Source organism: Bacillus sp. CPT56D-587-MTF (assembly GCF_058792335.1).
Genome location: NZ_JBYTEF010000005.1, coordinates 51,436 through 75,348 on the forward strand (window position 1 = coordinate 51,436; position 23,913 = coordinate 75,348).

Annotated in this window: 23 protein-coding genes and 5 pseudogenes; 14 read left to right on the forward strand and 14 right to left on the reverse strand. The window is 33.5% G+C overall.

Features of this window, described 5'->3' with window-relative positions; all coding sequences use genetic code 11:
- Nucleotides 1-29: 29 nt before the first annotated feature.
- The 9 genes from AC3WVZ_RS32845 (at nucleotide 30) to AC3WVZ_RS32885 (ending at nucleotide 9,794) form a co-directional block, all read left to right on the forward strand.
- The gene (locus AC3WVZ_RS32845; RefSeq protein WP_016097686.1) at nucleotides 30-1,748 is read left to right on the forward strand and encodes a hypothetical protein; all 1,719 of its coding nucleotides are present in this window, start codon (nucleotides 30-32) and stop codon (nucleotides 1,746-1,748) included.
- Nucleotides 1,745-2,461: an ABC transporter ATP-binding protein gene (locus AC3WVZ_RS32850; RefSeq protein ID WP_233937019.1), complete on the forward strand. Its 717-nt coding sequence runs from the start codon at nucleotides 1,745-1,747 to the stop codon at nucleotides 2,459-2,461. The genes AC3WVZ_RS32845 and AC3WVZ_RS32850 overlap by 4 nt, the downstream gene beginning before the upstream one ends.
- Complete coding sequence (locus AC3WVZ_RS32855; protein WP_000849261.1) at nucleotides 2,458-2,976, forward strand: stage II sporulation protein M; 519 nt, start codon at nucleotides 2,458-2,460, stop codon at nucleotides 2,974-2,976. The genes AC3WVZ_RS32850 and AC3WVZ_RS32855 overlap by 4 nt, the downstream gene beginning before the upstream one ends.
- Nucleotides 2,977-2,993: 17 nt before the next feature.
- Nucleotides 2,994-4,046 (forward strand): site-2 protease family protein, encoded by a 1,053-nt coding sequence (locus tag AC3WVZ_RS32860; protein WP_233937021.1) that lies wholly within the window; start codon nucleotides 2,994-2,996, stop codon nucleotides 4,044-4,046.
- Between the two features lie 36 nt (nucleotides 4,047-4,082).
- Nucleotides 4,083-5,273 (forward strand): efflux RND transporter periplasmic adaptor subunit, encoded by a 1,191-nt coding sequence (locus tag AC3WVZ_RS32865; protein WP_233937022.1) that lies wholly within the window; start codon nucleotides 4,083-4,085, stop codon nucleotides 5,271-5,273.
- On the forward strand, nucleotides 5,270-5,950 hold the full coding sequence (locus AC3WVZ_RS32870) for an ABC transporter ATP-binding protein (protein ID WP_016097691.1): 681 nt from the start codon (nucleotides 5,270-5,272) through the stop codon (nucleotides 5,948-5,950). Before AC3WVZ_RS32865 ends, AC3WVZ_RS32870 begins: the two co-directional genes overlap by 4 nt.
- Entirely contained in the window at nucleotides 5,947-7,146 is a 1,200-nt protein-coding gene (locus AC3WVZ_RS32875; protein WP_233937024.1) for an ABC transporter permease, read from the forward strand. Before AC3WVZ_RS32870 ends, AC3WVZ_RS32875 begins: the two co-directional genes overlap by 4 nt.
- Nucleotides 7,147-7,254: 108 nt before the next feature.
- Nucleotides 7,255-7,953 (forward strand): YknW family membrane protein, encoded by a 699-nt coding sequence (gene yknW, locus AC3WVZ_RS32880; protein ID WP_233937025.1) that lies wholly within the window; start codon nucleotides 7,255-7,257, stop codon nucleotides 7,951-7,953.
- Nucleotides 7,954-8,912: 959 nt separating this feature from the next.
- Nucleotides 8,913-9,794, forward strand: coding sequence for an Rpn family recombination-promoting nuclease/putative transposase (locus AC3WVZ_RS32885; RefSeq protein ID WP_233937026.1), 882 nt, complete (start codon nucleotides 8,913-8,915; stop codon nucleotides 9,792-9,794).
- Between the two features lie 302 nt (nucleotides 9,795-10,096).
- On the opposite strand, the gene AC3WVZ_RS32890 is transcribed toward AC3WVZ_RS32885, so the two are convergent.
- Complete coding sequence (locus tag AC3WVZ_RS32890) at nucleotides 10,097-11,059, reverse strand: tyrosine-type recombinase/integrase (RefSeq protein ID WP_233937027.1); 963 nt, start codon at nucleotides 11,057-11,059, stop codon at nucleotides 10,097-10,099.
- A gap of 48 nt (nucleotides 11,060-11,107) precedes the next feature.
- Entirely contained in the window at nucleotides 11,108-11,308 is a 201-nt protein-coding gene (locus AC3WVZ_RS32895; RefSeq protein ID WP_098652019.1) for a hypothetical protein, read from the reverse strand.
- A gap of 423 nt (nucleotides 11,309-11,731) precedes the next feature.
- Between AC3WVZ_RS32895 and AC3WVZ_RS32900 the strand changes: the two genes are divergently transcribed.
- The 3 genes and pseudogenes from AC3WVZ_RS32900 to AC3WVZ_RS32910 form a co-directional block, all read left to right on the forward strand.
- Nucleotides 11,732-12,343, forward strand: a complete 612-nt coding sequence (locus AC3WVZ_RS32900; protein WP_030029974.1) for a recombinase family protein — start codon at nucleotides 11,732-11,734, stop codon at nucleotides 12,341-12,343.
- A 407-nt stretch (nucleotides 12,344-12,750) separates the two neighbouring features.
- Nucleotides 12,751-12,877: pseudogene (locus AC3WVZ_RS32905) on the forward strand (helix-turn-helix domain-containing protein); the annotation flags it as partial.
- Nucleotides 12,878-13,092: 215 nt separating this feature from the next.
- Nucleotides 13,093-13,190, forward strand: a pseudogene (locus AC3WVZ_RS32910) (IS6 family transposase); the annotation flags it as partial.
- 366 nt (nucleotides 13,191-13,556) lie between these two features.
- On the opposite strand, the gene AC3WVZ_RS32915 reads toward AC3WVZ_RS32910, so the two are convergent.
- Together AC3WVZ_RS32915 and AC3WVZ_RS32920 are read right to left on the reverse strand one after the other, a co-directional pair.
- Nucleotides 13,557-14,633: a Ger(x)C family spore germination protein gene (locus AC3WVZ_RS32915; protein ID WP_098487799.1), complete on the reverse strand. Its 1,077-nt coding sequence runs from the start codon at nucleotides 14,631-14,633 to the stop codon at nucleotides 13,557-13,559.
- Between the two features lie 750 nt (nucleotides 14,634-15,383).
- Nucleotides 15,384-16,136: pseudogene (locus AC3WVZ_RS32920) on the reverse strand (Tn3 family transposase); the annotation flags it as partial.
- Nucleotides 16,137-16,378: 242 nt separating this feature from the next.
- On the opposite strand from AC3WVZ_RS32920, the pseudogene AC3WVZ_RS32925 reads away from it, so the two are divergent.
- Nucleotides 16,379-16,540 (forward strand): annotated as a pseudogene (locus tag AC3WVZ_RS32925) (YknW family membrane protein); the annotation flags it as partial.
- Between the two features lie 338 nt (nucleotides 16,541-16,878).
- Here AC3WVZ_RS32925 and AC3WVZ_RS32930 read toward each other — a convergent pair.
- The 4 genes and pseudogenes from AC3WVZ_RS32930 to AC3WVZ_RS32945 form a co-directional block, all read right to left on the reverse strand.
- Nucleotides 16,879-17,441 (reverse strand): annotated as a pseudogene (locus AC3WVZ_RS32930) (transposase); the annotation flags it as partial.
- 725 nt (nucleotides 17,442-18,166) lie between these two features.
- On the reverse strand, nucleotides 18,167-19,600 hold the full coding sequence (locus tag AC3WVZ_RS32935; RefSeq protein WP_233937028.1) for a BglG family transcription antiterminator: 1,434 nt from the start codon (nucleotides 19,598-19,600) through the stop codon (nucleotides 18,167-18,169).
- Between the two features lie 271 nt (nucleotides 19,601-19,871).
- A complete protein-coding gene (locus AC3WVZ_RS32940; RefSeq protein WP_233937029.1) occupies nucleotides 19,872-20,558 on the reverse strand; it encodes an IS6 family transposase in 687 nt (228 codons plus the stop codon).
- A gap of 166 nt (nucleotides 20,559-20,724) precedes the next feature.
- Nucleotides 20,725-21,027 (reverse strand): ArsR/SmtB family transcription factor, encoded by a 303-nt coding sequence (locus AC3WVZ_RS32945; RefSeq protein WP_078188018.1) that lies wholly within the window; start codon nucleotides 21,025-21,027, stop codon nucleotides 20,725-20,727.
- A 153-nt stretch (nucleotides 21,028-21,180) separates the two neighbouring features.
- Here AC3WVZ_RS32945 and AC3WVZ_RS32950 point away from each other — a divergent pair, with 153 nt between their 5' ends.
- Nucleotides 21,181-21,456 (forward strand): HU family DNA-binding protein, encoded by a 276-nt coding sequence (locus AC3WVZ_RS32950; RefSeq protein ID WP_078188017.1) that lies wholly within the window; start codon nucleotides 21,181-21,183, stop codon nucleotides 21,454-21,456.
- A gap of 122 nt (nucleotides 21,457-21,578) precedes the next feature.
- Here the strand turns inward: AC3WVZ_RS32950 and AC3WVZ_RS32955 are convergent, their stop codons facing one another.
- The 6 genes from AC3WVZ_RS32955 to AC3WVZ_RS32980 form a co-directional block, all read right to left on the reverse strand.
- Nucleotides 21,579-22,286, reverse strand: a complete 708-nt coding sequence (locus AC3WVZ_RS32955) for an IS6 family transposase (protein ID WP_233937030.1) — start codon at nucleotides 22,284-22,286, stop codon at nucleotides 21,579-21,581.
- A 32-nt stretch (nucleotides 22,287-22,318) separates the two neighbouring features.
- Entirely contained in the window at nucleotides 22,319-22,591 is a 273-nt protein-coding gene (locus AC3WVZ_RS32960; RefSeq protein ID WP_233937032.1) for a hypothetical protein, read from the reverse strand.
- A 303-nt stretch (nucleotides 22,592-22,894) separates the two neighbouring features.
- On the reverse strand, nucleotides 22,895-23,119 hold the full coding sequence (locus AC3WVZ_RS32965) for a hypothetical protein (protein WP_233937034.1): 225 nt from the start codon (nucleotides 23,117-23,119) through the stop codon (nucleotides 22,895-22,897).
- Nucleotides 23,120-23,163: 44 nt separating this feature from the next.
- Nucleotides 23,164-23,412, reverse strand: a complete 249-nt coding sequence (locus tag AC3WVZ_RS32970) for a hypothetical protein (protein WP_233937035.1) — start codon at nucleotides 23,410-23,412, stop codon at nucleotides 23,164-23,166.
- A gap of 50 nt (nucleotides 23,413-23,462) precedes the next feature.
- Nucleotides 23,463-23,633, reverse strand: a complete 171-nt coding sequence (locus tag AC3WVZ_RS32975) for a hypothetical protein (RefSeq protein WP_233937036.1) — start codon at nucleotides 23,631-23,633, stop codon at nucleotides 23,463-23,465.
- Nucleotides 23,615-23,866 (reverse strand): DUF2187 family protein, encoded by a 252-nt coding sequence (locus AC3WVZ_RS32980; protein WP_233937037.1) that lies wholly within the window; start codon nucleotides 23,864-23,866, stop codon nucleotides 23,615-23,617. The genes AC3WVZ_RS32975 and AC3WVZ_RS32980 overlap by 19 nt, the downstream gene beginning before the upstream one ends.
- Between the last annotated feature and the right edge of the window lie 47 nt (nucleotides 23,867-23,913).

The following is a 23,913-nucleotide window of genomic DNA, read 5'->3' on the forward strand; positions in this document are numbered from 1 at the left end:
AAAAATTCGGTATAGAGGTGAATGCTTCATTGAGGAACATTCTTAATTACATAAGAATATTTTGGGTAATCTATCTTGTCGATTTAAAAAGACTATTTAATCGCCTTATTTCTGTAATGCCTAGTAATTTAATAAAGGGGCAACCAAAAAAATATATATTTATTGCAATTGCTGTTTTTGGAACCTTAATGTTCATTTCAGTAATTGCTTTTATTTGCCTACTATTTGAACTACTCTCTAAAAATGTACTAAATGAGAGTATAGTTCTACCTGTTATAAGTAGCATTATTTTATTTCATTTTATTTCTGGATGTATTGGTACTATACAATCTTATGAACGTGCAATACAACCAGAAGATTTTGAAATTATAGTTCGTAGCCCTACACCTAAGTTTCTTTTTATTATTAATCGCTTTGTTTCAACCAAACTATTTAATATGGTGTTTTTAATTATTTTTATAGTTGAGCCTGTATGCATAGCATCTACTTGGATATTTGGAGAAAATGTACTTGTATTATTGTTTGGACCTATAGTTACATGTCTATATTATATTTTTTATCTGGGATTCACAGGCATAGTTGGGTTTTATGGTTACAAAGTTATTCGTCAGTGGAACTTAACAGCTATTCGAATAGTTAGTAATGTCATTTTTATTATTGTAATGGGATGTACGGTAGTTCTTTCTGTTTTTTGGTTATTTTTTAATAAGGAACTTACCATAGAGGTTTTATTTGATTTTGTAACAGGATTAGCAAAAAATATAATGATTCCAACTAACTGGTATGTTTATTGCTTGGAATCATTAATTAAAGGTAATCAAATTACATTTTTAACTTGGTTCGCCATATTGATAATTTGCTCTATTTTAGTTTTTAGCTATTTTTTAAGGTTAACAAAATATGCAGATATAAAACCAATGTTTAGTCTTGTAATGGATGGAACATTGAAAAATAATTTTTGGATCTATAAGTTATGTGAAAATTTAGTTGCTAAAAGTGCATCTGATCATAATTACATCTTAAATAAAGATATAAAGAGCTTATTGAGGGTAAGCGAAATGGTCCGTTATCGCTTATTGAAAATGTTTTATGTGATTGCTTTTATAATTGGTGGCGTAATGGGATTAGGGGTTATTTGGCAAAAATTTAATATTGGATACTGGGGAGTTATATTCATTAGTATCTTGCTGTCTAAACTATTCTGTTCATTTTTAGGAGAAGGTTTATTACCAATAACCTCTATTGATTCAGAGAAAAATAACATCAATCTATTTCTACATAGGGGAGTACAACCACAAAAATTATTTTGGTCAAAATTAATATTACATGTGTGTTGTCTATTGGTATTTAATCTCGGATTTATCATAATTGCATTACCATTTTTCACTTTTTCTGTAAGTATGATTATTACATGTATATGTTTAATTTTTATATTTTCTATAACGTATGGATGTATTCAAGTAGGAGTAACAGCTATCTACCCTAAATTTGATTGGGAGCATTATTTTGAAATTGGAAGATCGAGACGGGCAGTGTGGCTTGGGAATATATTGTCTACGATTTATTTGATGTTGATATTACAAGGAGCTGGAGGATTCTTAGCCTTGTATCATTTTAATAGTATTTCACTTTTAATAATGCAGTGTTTATTAATAATTTGGTACTTAGTTATCGGCGGAATTATGGTATCAATTAGTCTTGCGTTAATTAATAAGAAAGGAACTAAACATTGGGAGGGAATTCGTTGAGCCTATTAATTTTGAACGAAGTTGAAAAATCTTTGAGTGAAAGAAAAATACTAAAAAAGGTTTCTTTAGAAATTAATGAAGGAGAAGTTTATGGCATTTTAGGAGCAAATGGGGCTGGGAAATCAACTTTGCTTCGTGTTATTGCGGGGTTAACAAGTATAGATGAAGGGAAAATCGAAGTGGCTGGATATTCATTAAGCAAATATCCAAGTGAATATAAAAAAATGTTAGGGTATGTGCCAGATATTCCATTTTTATATGGTTATTTATCAGGGAGGGAATATTTGGATTTTTTGGGTGATATATGGGAAATTGAACGGGAGAGAAAAAGAGATTTAGTAGAAGAAAATCTCAAGTTAGTAGGACTACTAGAAAGTGCAGATGCAATGGTTACAACTTATTCCCATGGTATGAAGCAAAAATTAGCAATAGCGGGTGCTTTAATAACAAAACCACGTGTATTAATTTTAGATGAACCTATGACTGGATTTGATCCACCAAGTGCAAAATTTATGAAGGATTTTTTAAAAAATTATGCTAAAGAGGGAAATGCAGTAATAATTACAACACATATATTAGAATTGGCACAACATTTTTGTAATCGAGTTGGTGTATTAAGCGATGGGAATCTTAATGTTGAGTATAATGACCTGGAGAATTTAAAAAAAGATTTTGAAACTTTAGTTGTCACATCTATGGAGGGAATAAAATGAAGACTATTTTATATAGAAATAGAGTCGTTTTTATTATCTCAATACTAATTTATTTTGTTAGTTTTACCATAGGTATATTTTATCCGGATTTTATTTCTATTTTTAGTAGTAATAAGCATGTCGAACTGGAATATAAGAATCTTGTAATGAATAACTTAAATTCTATCTTCGCAATAATTTTAGGATTTTTCTCATTCGGTTTCATAAGTGTTTTCTGGCTAATTGCTAATGGAATGATAGTGGGCATGGTAGTCTCTTCTGCTTTAATGAATAATATTTCTTGGTATGAAGTATGTCTTACTATTTTGCCCCATGGAGTTTTAGAGATACCTGCATTAATTATTGCAGGTGCTGTTGGATTTAAAAGTTCAGATTGGTTAATTACTAAAATGTTAGGTAACTCTAGGAAGAATGTTATCAAGGATTCTTTGATATTAATCATGGTTTCAGTATTATTTATACTTATTGCCGGATTTATTGAAGCTAATATTACACCAATCGTGACTAAAACCTAGGGAAAGGTGATTAAGAAATGTTTCAAAAAATAAAAGATAGTAGGATACGTCGTCTTCTTGTTGCCGTATTTTGTTCATTTGGGGCTACAGTGTTTGTATTATTTAGCAAATTAAAAGGATTACTATTGTTAATTAAATGGGGGAAAATAGGGGGTACCATAATTAGTATGTTTGCATCTATGTGGGCTTACACATTATTGTATCCTTGGCAATTTGCAATTGGATTGGTCTTATTAATTTTTATTCACGAGTTGGGACATGTTGGATTTGCTAAATATAAGGGAATACCAATTACAGCCCCTACGTTTGTCCCTTTTTTAGGGGCCTTTGTTATAACTAAAAGAAAAGGATTATCGTTAGAAGAAAAAGCATTTATTAGTTTTGGTGGGCCATTAATTGGATTTATAGGTGGATTAATATTTTTGGGGATTGCAACTTATGTGAGACAAGAATGGATGCTAGCGGTCTTAAATTTATTTTTATTAATAAATTTAGTTAATTCTTTTCCGTTTAAGCCTTTGGATGGATATTGGATTTTAAAGATAGTTGGCTATAAGAATAGCATAATCCAGAAAACGTTATTTGGTTTATTTATTTTAATGGGTTTTGGTTTAAGTATTTATTTTAAAAACTGGACAATATTCATTATTTATGTGCTTCTTCTGATAGAAACATGGGCAAGCAAAGAAGGGGACAAAAACAAGGTATATTCACAAAATAAGTTGTTAGTATCAAAATCAATATTTTCAGATAAAAATTTGATGATTCCAAGAAAAAAAAGAGAAGTATCTTTAACTTATAAATCAGAAAATAATACGGATGGGATTGATATTTATTATCCAGGCGTAGGGTTAATTGGAACAATTCAGGAGAAAAATAAGGAGATTAATATGTTTAAATTAACATCAACTGCACCACATGGAGAACAGTTGTTATTAACGATACAAGGAGAAGTTAGTAAAGATGATTTAAATAATGATGTTCCACTAAAAACTCAATATGGATATGCTGTTTCTTATATCAGTTTAATATTGGTTCAATCTGTTTTCTTATACTATATTCATGGGTAGGTAGATATCTACATAATATTTTTAAGGAGATTAATTATGTTATCAAGTAACGTTCAGGGTTCTACTAAAAAGAAAAGAAGAATTATTATTGGTGTTATTACACTATTTTCTATTGTTATAGCAATTAATATTTTTTTAATACAAGGAAAGAAGAAAGAAAATAAAAAAGTAGATGCTGTAAGTTTGGAGAAGGTGACAGAGCGCAAGCTTAATAATACTAAGTTAATTTCTGGTCAGGTGAAGCCAGGGAATATTGAAAGTTTCTATGCGGATCCGACTAAAGGAAAAGTGAAAGATATTGCAGTGAAAGAAGGACAAGAGGTAGAGAAGGGAATGAAATTATTCTCTTATGATAATGAAGAAATTAATCTTCAAATGAAGCAAGCTGAGCTTGATCAGAAGATGGCTGATATGCGTTATGATCAAGGGAAAAAGAAGATTGATGCGTTAAAGAAAGAAATTAAGAAGGTAAAAGATGGCGGGGCTGGGAAAGAAGTAACAGACCCAATGGAAGAGCAAGTAAACGAGTTAGAGATAGGGCAAAAAACAATTGACCTTGAGAAAGAAAAAGGAAAGTTGCAGAAAGAAGAGTTAAGTAAGAAGCAGAAAGAGCTTACGATTTATAGTAATTTTGCTGGTGTTGTTCAAAAGTTAGATAAAGATGCGGCGCAAAGTTCATCTCAAGCGCTAGGTGGTCAAGGAAAGGCGTTTTTACAAGTTGCTTCTAAAGATCCGTTCCAAATACAAGGGACGTTAACTGAGCTTCAGAAGTCACAAATTCAAAAGGATCAAACATTCACTGTAACTGCGAAAGCAAACAATAAGAAGAAGTGGACAGGTAAGATTACAGAAGTAAGTGAGTTCCCAACGAGTGCAGAAATGGCTCAAGCGGGTGGTATGGCTGAAGGAACACAAAATATGTCTCAATATACATATAAAGCAAGTCTTGATAGTCAAGATGGTTTATCTCCAGGTTATCACGTTTCATTGCAAGTAAACTTAGAGAATAAGACGATGATTGCTGTTCCAAGTAAGAGCATTGTAGAAAAAAACGATGATGCATTTGTTTATGTTGAGGATAAAGGGAAGCTTCGTAAACAAAATGTGAAAAAAGGTTCTACTGATGGAGACTGGACAGAGGTTGTAGAAGGCGTAGCAGTGGGGCAAAAGGTGGTTAAAAATCCTTCCGACGATGTGTATGACGGAATGGAAGTGAAAGAGAAATGATTACGTTAAATAATATTGCTAAAACGTATTATCAAGGAAAATTGGCGGTGCCGATTTTGCATGGTATTAGTTTAACGATTCAGAGCGGTGAGTTCGTTTCGATTATGGGACCGTCTGGTTCTGGTAAGTCGACGCTTATGAATATTATCGGTTGTTTAGATCGTCCAACAGAAGGTGAATATATGCTGAATGACGTGAATATCTTAACAGCAGACGAGTCAAAGCTTGCTTTAATTCGTAATGAATATATTGGCTTTGTATTTCAGCACTTTAATTTATTACCACGTCTTTCCGCAGTGGAGAATGTTGAGCTTCCGCTCGTATATGGTGGCGTGAAGAAAGCGGAGCGTCGCAAGCGTGCTTTGGAGGCACTAGGTAAAGTTGGATTGGCAGATCGCGTGCATCATTTACCAAATGAGTTATCAGGTGGACAGAAGCAGCGTGTAGCAATTGCAAGAGCGATTGCAAATAATCCAACGTTTATTATGGCCGATGAGCCGACTGGTGCACTTGATACGAAGTCTGGTGAGCAAGTTATGGATATTTTCACGAAGTTAAATGCAGAAGGTACGACAATTGTTATGGTTACGCATGAAGAAGAAGTAGCTGCGTATTCTTCCCGCCGGATTGTACTGCGAGATGGGGAAATTACAGAAGATAGAAGGTGTGCAGTATGAGTTTACTAGATAGTATGAAGATTGCCCTATCTTCTATATTAGCTCATAAATTGCGCTCAGCATTAACGATGCTTGGAATTATTATTGGTGTTGGTTCCATTATTACTGTTGTAGCAATTGGTCAAGGCGGAGAAGCTGCCTTAAAATCACAATTTGTTGGATCCGGAAATCAAACCGTTCCTATTCATTATAGTCCTGATATAAATGACCCTTTTAGTATGGATATGCCTAACATGCCAAAAGTAACAGAAGAAGATATTTTTGAAATCAAGAAGATCCCAGAAATTGCTCATATCGTAACAACAAATTCCGGTATGGAATCTCTTGATATTGAAGATAAAAAAGACATGGTGAATATTACAGGATTAGACAATGAGTACTTTAAGGTGAATAAAGTGAAAGTACTCAAAGGACGTTCGCTACAAGAATTAGATGTGGATCAAGGGAATAACGTTGTCATGATCAATAAGCAAATGGAAGATAAAGTGTTTAAGGATGCCAATCCAGTCGATAAAATCATTGAAATAAAAGGTCAACCGATGCAAATTATTGGTGTCTACAAATCAGATAATGAGTTTATGGGAATGGGACCATCAGAAGCACTAGTTCCAATTTCATTATGGCCGACACTATATGGAAAAGATGAAATTCAAAATATTTCAGTTCAAGCAAAAAATGTAGATGATTTAGAGCAAGCAGGTAAAAAAGCTGCGGATGTCTTAACCAGTCGCAAACCAAGCGATGCAACTGGTAAATATGAAGTTATGAATTTAAAAGAGATTCAAGAAGGTATTTCAAAAATGACGGGTATTATGACAATGATCATTGGTGGTATCGCTGGTATTTCATTAGTCGTTGGTGGTATTGGTGTTATGAATATCATGCTCGTATCTGTAACAGAGCGTACGCGTGAAATTGGGGTACGTAAAGCACTTGGTGCAACACGTAGTAAAATTTTATTACAGTTTTTAATTGAAGCTGTTATGTTAACACTTCTAGGTGGTTTAATCGGAATTGGTCTTGGGTATGGCGGAGCATATATCGTTTCTACATTCGCAAAATGGCCACCACTCGTTTCATGGGAAGTTGTTGTTGGGGGCGTATTATTCTCAATGACACTCGGTATTATTTTCGGATTAATTCCAGCGAATAAAGCTGCGAAATTAGATCCAATTGAAGCACTTCGCTATGAATAGTTTACTAGAGTAATAGAGAAAAGAATCTCTATTACTCATACACATTGTTCAATTGAATTGTTTGAATCATCCTTTAAGAGGGGTATATAAATAAAAGGAGGCACTATAATGGAAGCGAATATGAATATACAAGATGTAGGTGTGAAAAAGCCATCATTATTTGGAATGATTACATCTCCTGGATTACAGTTTGAAAGAATGAAAATAAGTAAGAAAGTTTGGGGAGTATTCTTCTTAGTAGCACTGTTACAAGGGATGCTAGGTGGTTTAAGTGCGTATGTTATACATACCTCACCTGAGATGCTTAAAATGAAAAAAGAATTGGGTGAACTTGCTGGACAAAGTTCACTTACATCAGAAGTTATTTCTGGAATTGGATCAAGCTTTGCTAGTACGATGGTTGGAACACTATTCATAGCAGCTATTTATAAAATATTTATGATGTTCTTTGGGAATGATACGCCTTATAAAACCTTATTAAATATTGTAGTTTATACAAACATTGTCCTTATTATTGGTGGACTTATTAATACAATTTTAAGTTTAATCTTTGGTAGTGGAGTGACTCAATATACGAGTTTAGGGTTATTATTTACGGAAGGTACATTTGCATATGGAATTGGTAATACAATTGAAATATTCTATGTATGGAATTTAGTCTTAATTTGGCTCGGATTACATATTACAGCTGGATTAAGCAAAGTGAAAGCATCGATTCCAATTATTATTCTATTCATTATTAAAGCATTCTTCTTAGCGGCAATTATTGTATTAATAGCGAAGTTTTTACCAAGTATGCCAATGTAAATAAATTAAGTCATTATAAAGATTTCCAACATTATTAACCGGTTCCTTAACGTACAAGGTACCGGTTAATTTGTGTCTAAAGGCCCAAACCCAGCATCGCTTAGTAAATCGGGAATTTTGCAATAATCAGATTTTAACTGTATAAATTTCCTGATTTTTAATAATAAGTGTCATAGAATTGTTATTCTGTGTCACTTTCTAACTTAAATCATAAAGAAATGATTCTAATTTAATGGATTAACAGCTTAAAAAAATGACATAGAACTCAGAAACTTAAATTTAAAGCCAAAAAAACATGAAAACACCTGTTAATTATCAGAAAATTACAAAATTCCCGATTCATTCGAAGATGCTGGGTTTACGCCTGGTAAAGAGATTATACTGTAACAAAAACGAATATTTATGTGTTTGACAAAACCGATTAGTTAAGTTAATCCTTTTACTCGTTAAGATCATAACTTAGGTCGTTCTACCAGCACCACTTGGTTCAGATAACTCACAACAGCGTTATACGCGAATGAATTGGAATATTTTATATTCCCCCCCCTTTTCAGGGGATGGCCCCCTTACATATCTTGTATACCCAACTCTCCTGAAAAGGGGATATAAACCCAATTTATTAGGCAAGGACTGTGAAAAATGGACGCTCAGATTTCTTTCTAACGAAAGGAAAAGACGGAGACAATACATTTGCACCTAAAAAGGAAAAAACGTAAAATCACAGATAAAAACAATATTTAAAGATAGTTAGGTCATTTCGCCTCCAGAATCTTAGGTAGAATCTGATAATTTCACGTACCATAATATAAAAAATAAACACTCTACAAAATGCAATAGGGGTTGCTTCTTTTCTTCCTTCTCCGATACAATAGGTATATAAGATTATTTGCCTATTCCCTCAATAAAAGGGCATAGTAAAAAAGTCCAATAGAATACAAAGCAGAAAGGTGACTCTATTTATGAATCAACCTTTAGTCAATTTACGAGTCGACTTTGCATTCAAGCAATTATTTGGCTCTAGAGGAAATGAACAAATTTTAATGCATTTCTTGAACGCAATTTTAGCATCTTCGCTCTCTTCACCGATTCAAACATTACAAATAGAAGACCCGCACTTACATCGAGAATATGAAAAGGACAAGTTGTCCATTCTAGATGTATTAGCGACTTTAGAAGATAAAACCCAAATTTCCATTGAAATACAGCTCAATGACCAACATCATTTTCTGAAACGTAGTTTGTATTATTGGAGTCGCTTATATGCTTCTCAAATGCAAAAAGGTGGTTCTTACGATGCACTTAGAAAAACCATTACCATTAATATTTTGAACTTTCCTGTCTTTTCAGAGTATGAAACATTCCATACAACAGGAAAACTGTGGGATATCCAGTTACAAAAACTACTCTTAGACGATTTAGAACTTCATGTCATTGAAATTCCAAAATTAATGGCACAATGGAAAGAAGAACAAGTAAATCCGTGGGAAGATTCCTTTGTGAGATGGTTGCTGTTACTATCCGCAAATGAAGATACACAATTAACGCATACACTGGAGGAAATCGCCATGAACCGAGATCCGATTTTAAAAGATGCGATGCAAAAGTGGGAAAAGATGAGTCAAGACCCTGCATTCCGTATGTCATATGAGGCGAGACAAAAGGCTCTTATCGATGAAGCTTCTAAATATAAGTATGCAGAGAAAAAAGGGCGAGAAGAAGGAATTCAAGAAGGAAAAATCCAACTAATCCAGGGCATGCATAAAAATGGCATGAATATCGAAGATATTGCGAAGTTTACGAATATGGATATGTCAGAAATACGCCATATTTTAGACAACTAAAGTGTACGGTACACTTTAGTTGTTCCACTGAAGCTTCTAAACCTAAAGAACTAATATTTAAAATTAAATTGAATATTCAGAAATATACAGACCGAATGAACCTTTATATGCTACACTTAGCGCAACCGATACTGTACTACCTTTTGCTCCCTGATTTGTATAACAAGTTAGGGAGCTTTTCGTATGTTTCACGTTTCATGTTCTACGACTATTCTTTCTACAGTGCAAAAGGTTCCACCGTTACATTTCTAAAGATAAACTTATACTATTTTAGTATGCCATAGAAATTGATTCTTTTCAAACTATTTTCCATGTGAATGCGGATTTGCATATTCTACATAACGCTTTACTGATAAATGAGAAAGGAATCCTGTTCTTTTTATGATTTCCTCTGTAGACATATTTCTTTCTAAACAACGTAGAATAAAGGTATTCCGTAAGTGCTGTGCGGAAATTCCTTTTCTCAGTTGTGCTCTGGCTACTTCTAATCGAATCATTTTTTGTACAGCAATGGCTGTTAGTGCTTTCGGAGCATCATTGTCATACACCCAGCGAAATGTACCTCGTTTAAAATCAAATGCGACCAATAAAGGATCCGTACTATGATATCTAGGACGAACTGGCTCAGGTATCGTTTTATAGTACGTAAATAAACGTATTTTATCCTCTTCCCTTAACATGATCCTTCTCTCTGTCCCTTTGTTATGTAAAACAGTAATCATATTCTTTCCAAAGTGCACCTGTTGCATCTGTAAAGACACAAGTTCTTGTAGTGTAAGCCCATAGTCCAAAAGAAGTGATAGGATGGATACATTTCGATCTATGAGAAGCGGTCGAACGGACAGTTGTTCTTCTGACAATCCTTCAGGTGAAGAAAGAATGTTTTTCAGCTTTTTCTCTTCTTCCTTCGTAATAAAGTCCTCTTTGCGTAGGGCCCGATTCGGTGGAGTAATTCCCTGCATTTCTACAATAGGACTTGGAATATCCAAGAACTGATACAATTTCTTTAACACGACTGCAATTCGATGAATGGTTTTCTCTCCATACTTTCGTTTATATATGAGTTCCTGAAAATAGGCTTCAAAATCCTCTTTATCTATCTTGTTCCATACGTTCTTTTCTTGAAAACGGTTCGATGTTTGCAGCCATCTTCCAAAGTCCTCAATATCATAGACATATCGTTTAATTGTGGATGCTTTTCTTCCACGACTAGCTAAAAAGAAAGAAAAATTTTGTAAGGTATCCTCAAATTCTTTTCTATTCATGTACCTATCACCTCAATTTTTCTGTATGATTTTAGTCCTGTACAGTTTTCATTTCAGCTTAGCTGGGTATTTCCAATCTCGCTTATCAGGTTTTATTTTTGGCTTCTTTCGCTCTATTTTGTTCTTCACCTGATTTTGTTGTTCTAATGTATCTAACTTTGTTTGCATTTTCTCCATCTGTTCTTTTACTTCTTTAAGTTCCAACTTTATTTCTGATAACAACCTTAAAATGGCATCACCTTTATTCATAACAACCACCTTATTTCAGAAGATAAATATTTTCTCAATATATAATGGATTGAATTTTCTGTTTTATTAAATATAATTAAGAAGAATAACTGTCATTATTCCCTTCTCGACGGACGGACTATGCCAATAGAACCGTTCTTTTTTGTTAATACCTTTTATTATTTAGAAATTTATTATACTATAAATTTGAGTAACTTTCATTTCATCTGTTACCTATGGACAGACTATTTCAATAGTCTGTTCTTTTTTATTCAACAGAATCAAAAGGTACACCTTTCGGAACAGAGTTATTTTAATAAATTATTAGAACCAAAAGGTTTTGATGATCATTTTTGGAACGTTTCTAAACTTTGTATACCTTTAGGTCTTTTTTTCTTGTTATAATATGATTATGTTAATAAGCAGTAGGGAGATTTGCGTAAAATGAATAATAGAAAATTCGGATATATAAGGGTAAGTAGTAAAGAGCAAAATGAAGGTAGACAAATCGAAGCAATGCGGCAAATCGGAATTGATGAAAGAGATATTTTTATGGACAAACAATCTGGAAAAGATTTCAATCGCCAAAATTATCAACTTGTCAAAATGATGTTGCGAGAAGGAGATATTTTATATGTACAATCACTTGATCGTTTTGGTAGGAATAAAGAAGCAATTTTAAATGAATGGAAAGATATCACCAAAAATATAAAAGCACATATTGTCATTACAGATATGCCTTTATTAGACACAACCAAATATAAAGATAATTTGGGCAATCTGATTACCGATCTTGTACTTCAAATTCTTTCCTGGTTAGCAGAAGAAGAGCGTACCAAAATTAAAACACGTCAAAGAGAAGGAATTGATTTAGCTAAAAAACAAGGAAAACACCTTGGTAGACCCAAAGCAGAAATTACACCTGCATTTATCACTGCATATGATATATGGAAAACTGGAGAAATTACAGCAGTGGAAGCAATAGAGAAAGCGAATGTACCAAAAACTACATTTTATCGCCTAGTTCAAAAATATGAAGCTCAACTAACAAAATAATTGATAGGTGAGAAGAAATATCCAGTTTGTACTTGGCATAGATATTCTATTGGGTTATCCCCTCATCGGGATAATCATTGCATGTATAGTTTGTTATTTCGAATGTAGAGATTAACTTTCTCAATACAAATATATGTAATTTCATGTAAAATGAAGTTGCTAACACTTATACTAACTTTTTATAACTTTCTCCTAAACACCGCAAGCCCCACTTGTGGTGTTTATTTTATATAAAAAAGAAAAATAATTTTCCGATACGATGAGCTTTACTACTGTGAATGCAATTATCATCCTAATTTATCTCCTTATTTGAATCCTCTTTTTTTCTCTTTACCATATACGTAACAACACGTTTTGAAATATGCATTTTTGCATATTACTGTTTTGAATATCTCTATAAAACCAACCTACAAATTACAAATCAATTTATTGAGGCAATATCAAGAATAGCAATCCGGAAAAGTTACAGCTGTCGGAGCAATGAGAAAATACGATATAAAACGTTCTTCTTTTTATAAAATAATAAAAGCATAGGAAGCACAAGAGAAAACAAAACATATAGCTAAAGATGACATGTAGAAAGATGGTAATCGAGTTTCTTTCTATTTATATAAGGATTGCACGAAGCGCTTTAGTGCATACCTTGTATTTTGAATCATCCTTGCGAAATTTGACGAATCCACAACACGTGTTAAGGGGATTCCCTTGATAGTTTTTGGGACCATTGTCCATATCAAACTCTTTGTTAGGCTTCTCGTACAAGAAAAGGAAGAGAAAACATTTATGCTATATACAAACAAAAGAGAAGTCACATTCCAACTTCTCTTTTGTGACGTACAAGGAATGACAGCAATTATCCAGAATCCCTTAAACGTTAATGATATGTTGCAACATCACTTATGACATCACGGCTTTTAAAAGAGGAAGAGCAATTCCCCAAAGTGTGAATAGAGTAAGTGTAAGCGTCATATATATGCCCCCTTTCCTTCTAAAAGGATATTTTTTAGTATAAGTATACTTGGATTTTTTCTCAATAAAAAATAGTCTCAAAATGAAAAATATGCATAATTACATATTTAAGAGTTAAGAAAGCATCACGTATTTACACAAAGGCGCAAGACGAGCGTATACCTGATTACAGATATTTGTCCTCTTTCCTCACTATAATAGAAAAATGATTTACATAAAATGAAGGAAGATGTATTACTTGTTCTTATTCTATAACACCAGAATTTGTAAGTGTGACATGATAAGATGTATGAATAGAGAAATTCGGATACTGTTCTTCCCATTCTTTTTCTTGAAACGATCGATTTATTTCTTTCCACTTCTTTCCTAATCCTAACGGATCTGTATGCAATACTTGGAATTGCTGAATCAAATATTGACTTTTTCGTTTTAAATCTTGTTCTATTGCTTGTTCTATACGTTTGACAACATGCCGTTGCTGCAAATTTTCATTACCTGTGATTTCTTGTATACGCCCTTTTATATGAACATCAATGAAGAAAGCGGGTGTTCCTTTATATGTTTTTAGTGTGTACTTTGGTTGAGATACAATATTTTGTATGACAATAGAATTCGAACCGTAAGAAAAGGTATGCATATCAAAAGCGTGCTTTTCTAACAAACCTTTGAAAATAAATAAGTCCTTCGCTTTTACCTCTCCAACCATCTTTTCCCTTTTAAATAAAGCGACTCCAGTAATATGTATTTTTCCATTTGTATGCCTCACAATGGGGAAAAATGTGTCACTTCCTTCTTGATAAAATTTAAAGCTACTGGCATGTAAATTCATATGAGGCAATACTCCTTGATCCATATTATGATTTAACAATCGATACAAATAAAGCGAAACATTTTCCGTTGTTTGATACGGGTAGGTGACGAATTTTTTTACATCTCCTTCTATAATGGCAATTTGTAAAGCATGTCCAATAGAAGCTTCCCTCGTTAATACATCAATAGACGCAGACAATCCTTGCTCCGCTAATGATTGAGAAAATAATGCAACGCGTAGTTGGCCACTCACCAGTGGACGTCCCGCTTGTATATTTGCAAGTTGTTTTGCTCCTTTCATGGAATGCGCAGTACTTTGAAATATTTGTACTTTATTTCCTTTTGTACGTTGAGGAGCAATAAACGTCATCCGTATTTGTTTTTTATATGCTTCAAATATGACCGCTTGCACAAGATTTACATCATCAATGATTGTTTTAGGGAGACATCCACTGCCTAAAAAGAATACGATGCATCCAATTAACATTCTTTTTACATATAATAATTTCATTTGATTTCACCTGTCTATCATTTTAAAACGTTACTTTTTTGTACATACAAAAGACACCTAGACTTTTATATCCCCTTTTGGGTTGGTAGTATGGTAACACCTAAAATAGAATTGTATACAAATTTATTTGGGTTACAGAACCAATGCTAAAAAATAAAAATGACATATTCATCTTACTGCCACATCCATACACATCTATTTTTATAAGGAAAAAATCCATCCGTGTTTTTATCATGTACCAAAGGAGAAATATTCAAACTCTTCTTTTGGTATACTTAAATATTTTAATTTTGAGGTTTGTTGCAAAATTTTAAAAAACGAATATCTTGTACAAAATATGGTTATCGTTTAAGAAATTCTGAATACTTGCTGTTATTCCTAGTACGTCGAACAAGAGATGTTTGGAATACGGCTTGATGAGAGCCCTTGTTTTACAAAGTTGAATATCAAAGGTGTATCCTTCTTGTTTAATCTCACAATACAGGTAGTATTTCTTGTGAAATAAAATTTTTATATGACTGTCTTCGCTTGTTCATTCAAACAATAAGCAGGATTTAAATATACATTTTTGCCTATCGTAGTCTTTTTGTGCTTATATAACCAATATTGAACACAATGATGGTTTTTTTCACCAAATACATCCCTTTCATCATCAGGTTGTAAGGAACGAGTTAGTTCATTACAACGTAAAATTTTCCCATCTTTCAATTCAAAAATCGCTATGATTTCTACGACACCACTATTCCCATTTTTCTTCTTTACATGAATCTCATATAATATTTCTAATGCTTGTAATACAGTTTGGCTGGTTGAAGAAGCTTTAAACACATATCTATTGAGTAAACGCGGAGCCATTTTACGAAAATGTCCATAATGATTATCGAGCAAATCTAGATAATCAAATTCTATTGGTCTAGCTAAGCTTTCAGCCTCATGTACAGAGTGAATAAATTTCTCCCAAGATATAATAGATTGTACAGCTTCGAAAGGATCGGTTTCTAATTCTTTTGCTTTAATTAATGCTTTTCCTATTTCGACATAAAGTCTAACTTTTTCATTTATTGATTTCCCATCTTTTTGAAATAGTTTATTATGTTTATTTTCTCCACGGTTAAACATTCGCCCCATTAGTTTTGCAAACATATCTAAACCTTGATCAGTTAAAAAAGCATAGATATGGATAAGGAATGCCATGATCGTTGCATATCGTTTCCTCTCATTAAACCTAGATAAATGTTGTATAGAATAACGAGAGCCCTCACGGGCCATTTGTATTAATCTATTCTGATGAATTTCTTTCCCATTATCTAAAGGTAAATCTAAACTTTGAAGAAACTCTAATCGATCCAAAATTTCATGAAAATTTTTAATCGCTATAACACCCGGTAGTTGACGTAACCAGGATGAAAGTGAACTTTTGTTCTCTTCATGAGTATAAAGTAATGTATCTAGTTGTTCGTATTGATAAGAAGAAAATCCTTTCGTTAAATATTTGGATATCTTTGCTCATCCCCTCGAAAAGGGGAAATAAGAAAAATATAGCATGAAAACCCTGATAAATAAGGGTTTTATGTTACTTTTAAAATATATATGTCAAAATATATACAATTGTATTGACATGCTTCAAATATTATTAAGTTGTATTTTTGACACAAAAAATCAGTTTTTTAACTATATCAAAAAGTACAACGTCTAAATAGCATAAGCTTATTCCCCCATTTCGGGGATTTGGGCAAAAACACCCTGTATGGAATTTAGTCTTAATTTGGTTTGGATTACATATCGCAGCTGGATTAAGCAAAGTGAAAGCATCGATTCCAATTATTATTCTATTCATTATTAAAGCGTTCTTCTTAGCGGCCATTATTGTATTCATAGCTAAGTTTTTACCAGGTATGCCAATGTAAATAAATTAAGTCATTATAAATAAGTTTAGTAAAAGATTTGCAACATTAATAACCGATTCCTAAAGTACAATTTTCTTTTTTTGATATGGTGACCCCTTATTGCTCCTCAATGCATAAAAGAAAGTAAAGTACAACTATTTTAAAGTACTGTGCATGCCATGAAAGGGTAAATCCATTTACTATTATACAAACGGGATGGCCATTGGTTAGTGGCTAACCACGCGTTGTATTATTTTCTCAATTAATAGCGGTGCAAGGATTGTCAGCTTCTATTGGATATGCTATACAAGTTGCTGTGATAGAAGTATATGTATCAAACAATGAAAAATATTTCGTTTTCTATGTATGTATTGTTTTAAGCCTTCTAAAAAGCATTCCTTATTTTCAGCTGGTAATGGATAAGCAAATGCTGTATTGCTATGGGGAAAGCTTAACAATAGTACTTTAATATCTTTATTGCGCCATCTTTGACAACTGTCATATTTCCAAAATCAACTTGTGCTTCTCCAGGAGGATGTTCTAATTGTTCGTAACGTTTTTCTTTTGCTGTTTTTATTTGTGGTCTTCAATGTTAGATATAATCACATACGGTTCGATACGAACCTTGAAACTTATATTCTGTTTTTAATTGATTAAATATCTTTTTACTTGTTCTTCGTTCCTTACGGCGAAGCTTACTATCTTCCTCTAACCATAAATCTACAATTTCACCAAACTCACTATCAGACATCATTCCTGTTTTTGTACAAACTGGACCAGTATCCGAAGGATACACTTCTTCATCAGTATACTTTTTGACAGTTCTCCAATTATTTCCTAGTTTTCTTGCAATTTCAGAAATACTTAAGTCATCATTTTCTCTTAAATGTTTGATATAATGAATTTCAGGCATTGTTAGCATCCTTTCTAGTCCTCCTGTTTCGTGTGGTAACGAAAACAGTAAGGGATTTATTAAGAGCTGACAAGCCTTTTTTTATGCACTTTATCTATGTACAAAATCGTTGCTCGACTCTGTACTTTTATTTTGCACTAAACAGTTACGATACATAAATATAAAATTCGTTTCATTCTTCGTTCCTTTTTATGTTTTATTTACATTTTGTTTTTTCGAGCATGAATACCTACCAACGATTTTTCCGCATGATTGAATCCACATAAAAAAGACAATATACGCCTTATGCTTATATTGTCCGTTTCTTTTGGTACTTATCAAATAGGTGATGTGAAAAATAATATTTATTGTAGAGATATTCATTATATCGAAAAGGAAAGGTATCGATATGTAGGGTGTTTTTGCCCATCCCCTCGAAAAGGGGGAATAAGAAAAACATAGCGTGAAAAATCCTGATAAATAAGGGTTTTAAGTTGCTTTTGAAATATGTATTTCAAAACATATACAATTTAATTGACGCGTTTCAAATGTTATTAAGTTGTATTTTTGAAACAAAAAAATCTAGTTTTTTAGCTATGTCATAAGGTGTACTTTTTGACACTGGGTACAACGTCTAAATAACATAAGCTTATTCCCCCATTTCGGGGATTTGGGCAAAAACAACCATGTACGAAAAGTTCTTGTAACAAGTGTAATTTTTATACATTTATGATATCGTTCTCATAAAAGAGGCTTTACTTTTCGTGTAAGAATGCTTGAATATCATCTAATTCTCTTTGAGTGGGAACCACTGATATTTGAAAAATAGGGAGATTCCTTTCGTCTAATGGAATGGTACTGATAATCCCATCTATCCCTAACTGTTGTACATCATATTGGTGAATATCTAACACTTCTTCGGGTACAATGGATAAAGTGGTCCCAAATTCATGATAGAGTACACCTTGTATATATCGTTTCCATAGAATAGAATCTCCCAAATACAAGAGGACCTTTTTACGATAGGTTTGCGATAACTGGAATGTTGCTTCTAATTGAAGTGTAATGGTTAGGATATCTTCTTCCGTAGCCTGATACAAAAAAGGGTATTCTTGCACCCATGCTGTATAAACAGCACGAACTTTTTGAAACGTTCGTTTATATTTCTGTTTAATTTGCTCCTGCCAATCAGCCGAAGGAGAGGTAAGGGTAGGAATAAACTGATTTCGGTAGGAAATTTGTCTAAGATACTGTAATAAACAAAACAAAAATTCTTCATCTTGATGAAAAGGCATTTCAAACTTTTTTTCTAATCGTTCTACTAACTCCTGCGCATACTGATACACAGTGGAGGTTCCTTCATAAAAATGTTGTAGCACGTCTTGTTTATACTGCTTTCGATTAGAAGGAACGAACATACAACAATTTACAGCGATTGTCATAAAAACGCGATCGATTCTTGTCAATGAAACGTCGCATAAGACTGCAGGGAGCTTTTTTATTTTATGATACAACGGGGTCTTCATAATTAGCGCCTCATGAATCGGCAATATTTTCATGTCATACCCCTGTTTTTTTCGTTGAATCGCAACAGCTAGTAAATAGGCGAGTCGTTGTTTATAAATAGGATAAAATTGAATATCTAGTGTTTGTTCCATTTGTGTAATATAAGAAAAAACATCTATTTCGTCAGGGAAAGGCCATTCTTCCCATCCATATGTGGTAAAGTATAACTCGTAAAACATATATACAATATGTGCTTCTATCCCCACAATACGTAAGGGCCTCTTATGCAGATTTACATCAAAATGGCGGAGATATCTTTGCACACGACAGAGAACCGGAGATAAGGTAGATACTTGTACATATAACGAATCAGCTAATTGCGTGATTGTATGAGTCTGTCCTTGAAATAGTTGATTTAGCACGCGAAATTGCATATCTTCTCGTTGAAAGAAAGAATATATGCTGGTTTGAGACGAATGTGGTGGTTTGTGTAATTTCACACCTTTTCCTTTCATTAGATGGATGTGCCATTCGGGTGGGAGTTGATCTTTTAAATAGTGTAAATCTCTTCGAACGGTTTTCACTGCACAGTGAACCTGTGCTGCAAGTTCTTCCAATGTATGCCACCTTGGATCTTGTAATAGCATGTTGATAATTTCTTGTTGTCGTTGATGCGTAAACATAAGCTATGTCATCCAGTCCATTCTTATAGGAATGGATGTACTCCTTTCTTTTTTTGTTTAGTATAATCAAATCAGTCCAAAATACAAGTACTGTTTATCTAAGTATTTCGTATCTATGTGATTTACCTGCGCCAAACGAAAAGATGCACCTATCTTTTTATAACATCTCCTTGATGGAATTATCAGTCCTTTTCATGTATACTATGTTTTTTTGTGGTTCTGTTGCAAAGTTTCTTAACATCAAACGAGATGAGAGATTTGTCACTAACTATTATGCAACTATAAATAATTTTTGTAATTCACTGCGCGTTGAAAAACAGGAGTCTGATTTTAAGCTCCTGTTTTTCTTATATAAAGCATGAACAGTTTCAATTCCTTTGATTGTACGTGAGGCATGCCGAAGATTTTGAAATCCTGCGGATTTGGCAAAGCGTCGTTTTACATGCCTATGATCCTGTTCAATAAGATTATTTAAATGTTTGATTGTACAGTGGGTTGTATGTTTATAAAAGCCGTTTTCCCTTAATTTTTTGAACGCGCAAAGTAAGGCTGGAGCTTTGTCTGTAGTGAGAACTGTTGGTTCTCCAAACGTTTTCACTAATCGTTTCATAAAGGCGTATGCAGCCTTGTTGTCTCGTTTTTTACGAAGTTGAATGTCCAAGGTGTGCCCGTCTTTATCGATCGCACGATATAAGTAACGCCATTCTCCTTTTACTCTTATATAGGTTTCATCCAAATGCCAAGATAATCTTGCTATGTTATTTTTCTTTTTCCAGATTTGATAAATAAGATTACCGTATTCATGAACCCAGCGCATAATGGTTGTTGGATGAACTGAGACTCCACGCTCTTTTAAAATTTCAGAGACATCACGATAGCTTAAAGAAAAACGACAGTAGTAGCCGACGGCTACCAAAATAATATCTTTTTTGAACTGTTTTCCTTTAAAATATCTCATGTATCATGCTCCTCGAATCATTTTCCTTATATTTTAACTTCGCTTAGAAAACTTTGCAACAGAACCGTGATACATGTGTAATATACATTCCCACCCATAGAAGCCCCCTCTTCTCGTTTTATTTTTATATCCGTACATAACTAGGCAGATACACGAAACTAGCTGTTTAGCCCATCAGTACGTAAAGCGCTTGTTTCACTTGTTTATCGTCCACTCGATAAAATACTTCTGTTCCTTTGCGTTCATGTGATAACACTTTATGATTTCTCATTTTATGAAGATGTTGTGAAACCGTAGATTGCGGCAATTTCAAAATCTGTTGTAATTCGGTCACATTTAAAGTCTGTTTCCTGACTAATTGATGTACAATTTGTAGACGGACAGGATGTGCCAATACCCTCAGTATTTCCGCACTTCGTTCGAGTTCATGATCAAGATCATTGAGCTCCATGTAAAAAATATTTGTCATTTTCTTTCGCCTCATTCTCTTTTTAGGGTACTTTCTCATGTACACGTTTTCTCGTTCGCAAAGAATCTGATCTGTTACACTTACAAACTACCTTGCACCGTTTTCATTCTCGCCTTATACTAAGATAATAATCATGACAATAAGAGGTGTTTTATGAATAAAACAGAATTAATTCAAAAGGTAGCGATGGAAACAGGATTAAAAAGACCACAAGCAAGCCTAGCAGTAGATACCGTATTAGAATCCATCCAGCAAACACTACAAAAAGGTGACAATGTCCAGCTAATTGGCTTCGGTACATTCGAGGTCCGAGAACGTGCTGCACGAGAAGGGCGAAATCCAAGTACGGGAGAATCTCTTATCATTCCTGCAAAAAAAGCACCTGCCTTTAAAGCCGGTAAACAATTAAAAGAAGCAGTAAACAACTAAATATGTAGCTGTCTATCAGACTACAGAAGCATGAAATCATTGGGATTCATGCTTTTTTAGGTTCTGGTGCAAATAAAGGACACATTCCAAAGGGCAATGGGGGTTCCTATCGGAATCGTTCTTTACGCTGTTAATCCGAATAGTTGATGAATAAATTCTTTTTGATTTTGAACAGACTGATCCCGTAAATCAACCTGTTCTTTTTTTATCATATGCATGGCTTCTACTCCTGCAAGAATACATGTAGCTGTGCCAAAAGATTTAAATCCTAACATAGAGCGTACACGTTTTTTAATGAACCGATGGTCTTGCTCCACTACGTTATTTAGATATTTTATCTGTCGAATTTGAGTGCCTAACGGCACTTTTTTCTCTTTCTTTAATTTAGTGATGGCAACTGGATAGGCAGGATTTTTATCAATTGTGATTGTACGAGGTTTTGAGACATGAAAAGACTGCAAAGCCTTCTTAAAGAATCGCTTTGCGGCCTTATGATTTCTAGTTTTACTGAGATAGAAGTCAATCGTATTTCCTTCAGAATCAACCGCACGGTATAAATACATCCATTGCCCTTTTACTTTTATATATGTTTCATCCACTCGCCAGGAATCATCTGTTTGTTTCAAATGACGTCGGATCCGTTTATCCAGTTCTGGTCCGTATTGATGGACCCAGCGCATAATCGTTGTATGAGCTAAAGATAATCCTCTTTCTTCCATCATTTCCACCAAATCTCGAAAACTTAGATTGTACCGTAGGTACCAACGTACAGTTAATAAAATGATATCTGGTTGGTAATGCTTCCATTTAAACAAATTGTTCTTTTTCATACTGATCACACACCTTTTATAGAGTAATAATATCAGTATGTCCAAGGTTTAGAGATTACTTGCAATTCCTCGAATCTTTTTGCACCAGAACCAGACAAAGTATCTCCTCCATCCGCAATCATTTGTAGTAGTTGCTTCCACTGTTCGGGACGAATTAATGTTGTTACTTTAACAGCAACGTTTTCCTTACCGATACGTGTCGTTTGTTTTGTAAGATCATGAAATTCCATTGCAAATAAATATTCTGGATCATTGGCCAGATGGCGAACATGAGAAGGTTTTCCTTTCACCGTCAGTTGAATCATTTTGTTTTCCCCCTTTATCAAAACATAAAAATTTATTCTATATATAAAACTTACTGCAACTTACTGTACAACTTTTTTGGGTTGTGGACGATATAATGTATCTACCAAATGGTTATACTCACTTCTTGTAATTTCTTTGTTATATAGCTTAATTAATAACTCTTTATGTGCTTTTGAAAATGCCATTTTGTCAATGAACTTAGGATACATATAACGATTCGCTCCACTTCCGATAAATAATTAGGTTTATTTAATTTCATCCTATTATCATAATATAAAACTTTCAGGGATGCGAATATGACATTAAAATAAAGTGAGTTGATCGTAGCATATATCTGTTTCATTTTCACATATCACTTCAAACTTATAATGTGTGCCCATACGTCTTTTAATTTCACCTTTTACCACTTCAATAGCCTTTTTAGCAGAACAAGTATATACCATGATTTCTGTGGGCGTATATCGTTCTCCACTGGGTGCAATAATTGTATATCGAATCTGATAGTTGCGAGTCACACACTCCACCATTTTCCCCTCCTAAAATTGAGAATATCTTTGTTTATTATACAATTTTACAACTCTATGTTCGCCCCACTAATTTTTGCGATATGCTTTAAGCAATCTATAACAGGATATCGAATTAAAGATTTAGATTGTGCGAACCGAATTCCTTCTTTTTCAAGCAAAGAAACAAGCTGTTCAATGCTCATTTCTTTGCGTTGTATTTTGTTGAAATGTTGTAACACAATACTTTTCCACTTATATGATGGACTATGGAAATATGCTTCTCCATTCACTGCATGATTAAAAATACGATCCATTTTTTATTGCCTCTTTTTTTCTTCTAATTGTTTTTCGAATGTATTCATCATCACAGCTCCTCTAAATCTGTCGATATAATTTCAACAGGTTCTTGTTGTTCATAGTGCAATAGATTCTGAATTTGTTCTTTTAAAAGAAAACCGTCCTCTGGTTGAGCAAGTAAATACGACTTCAGATACACTTCGCCATTCACCGTATAATTCACATCGAAAATGTACAAATCGGTTCCTCCTGTTCCATCTGTTCGTTAGGAACCTTTGTATACTTGCCATGACGTACCACTTGTCTTATAGCGACACCTTTATCCAAAGAATGTTGCATGTTTGAAATATCTACAATAACAGTGTTTTCTAATACACTCACTACATAACCTGTTAACATGATTGATGGATTCTTACGGTAACAAAATTGTACAACATCATCTAACATAGCCTTGTATTTTTCTTGCTTCATAAGTATTTTCCCCTTTCATTATACGGTTATTAGTTTTTTAACTTTAT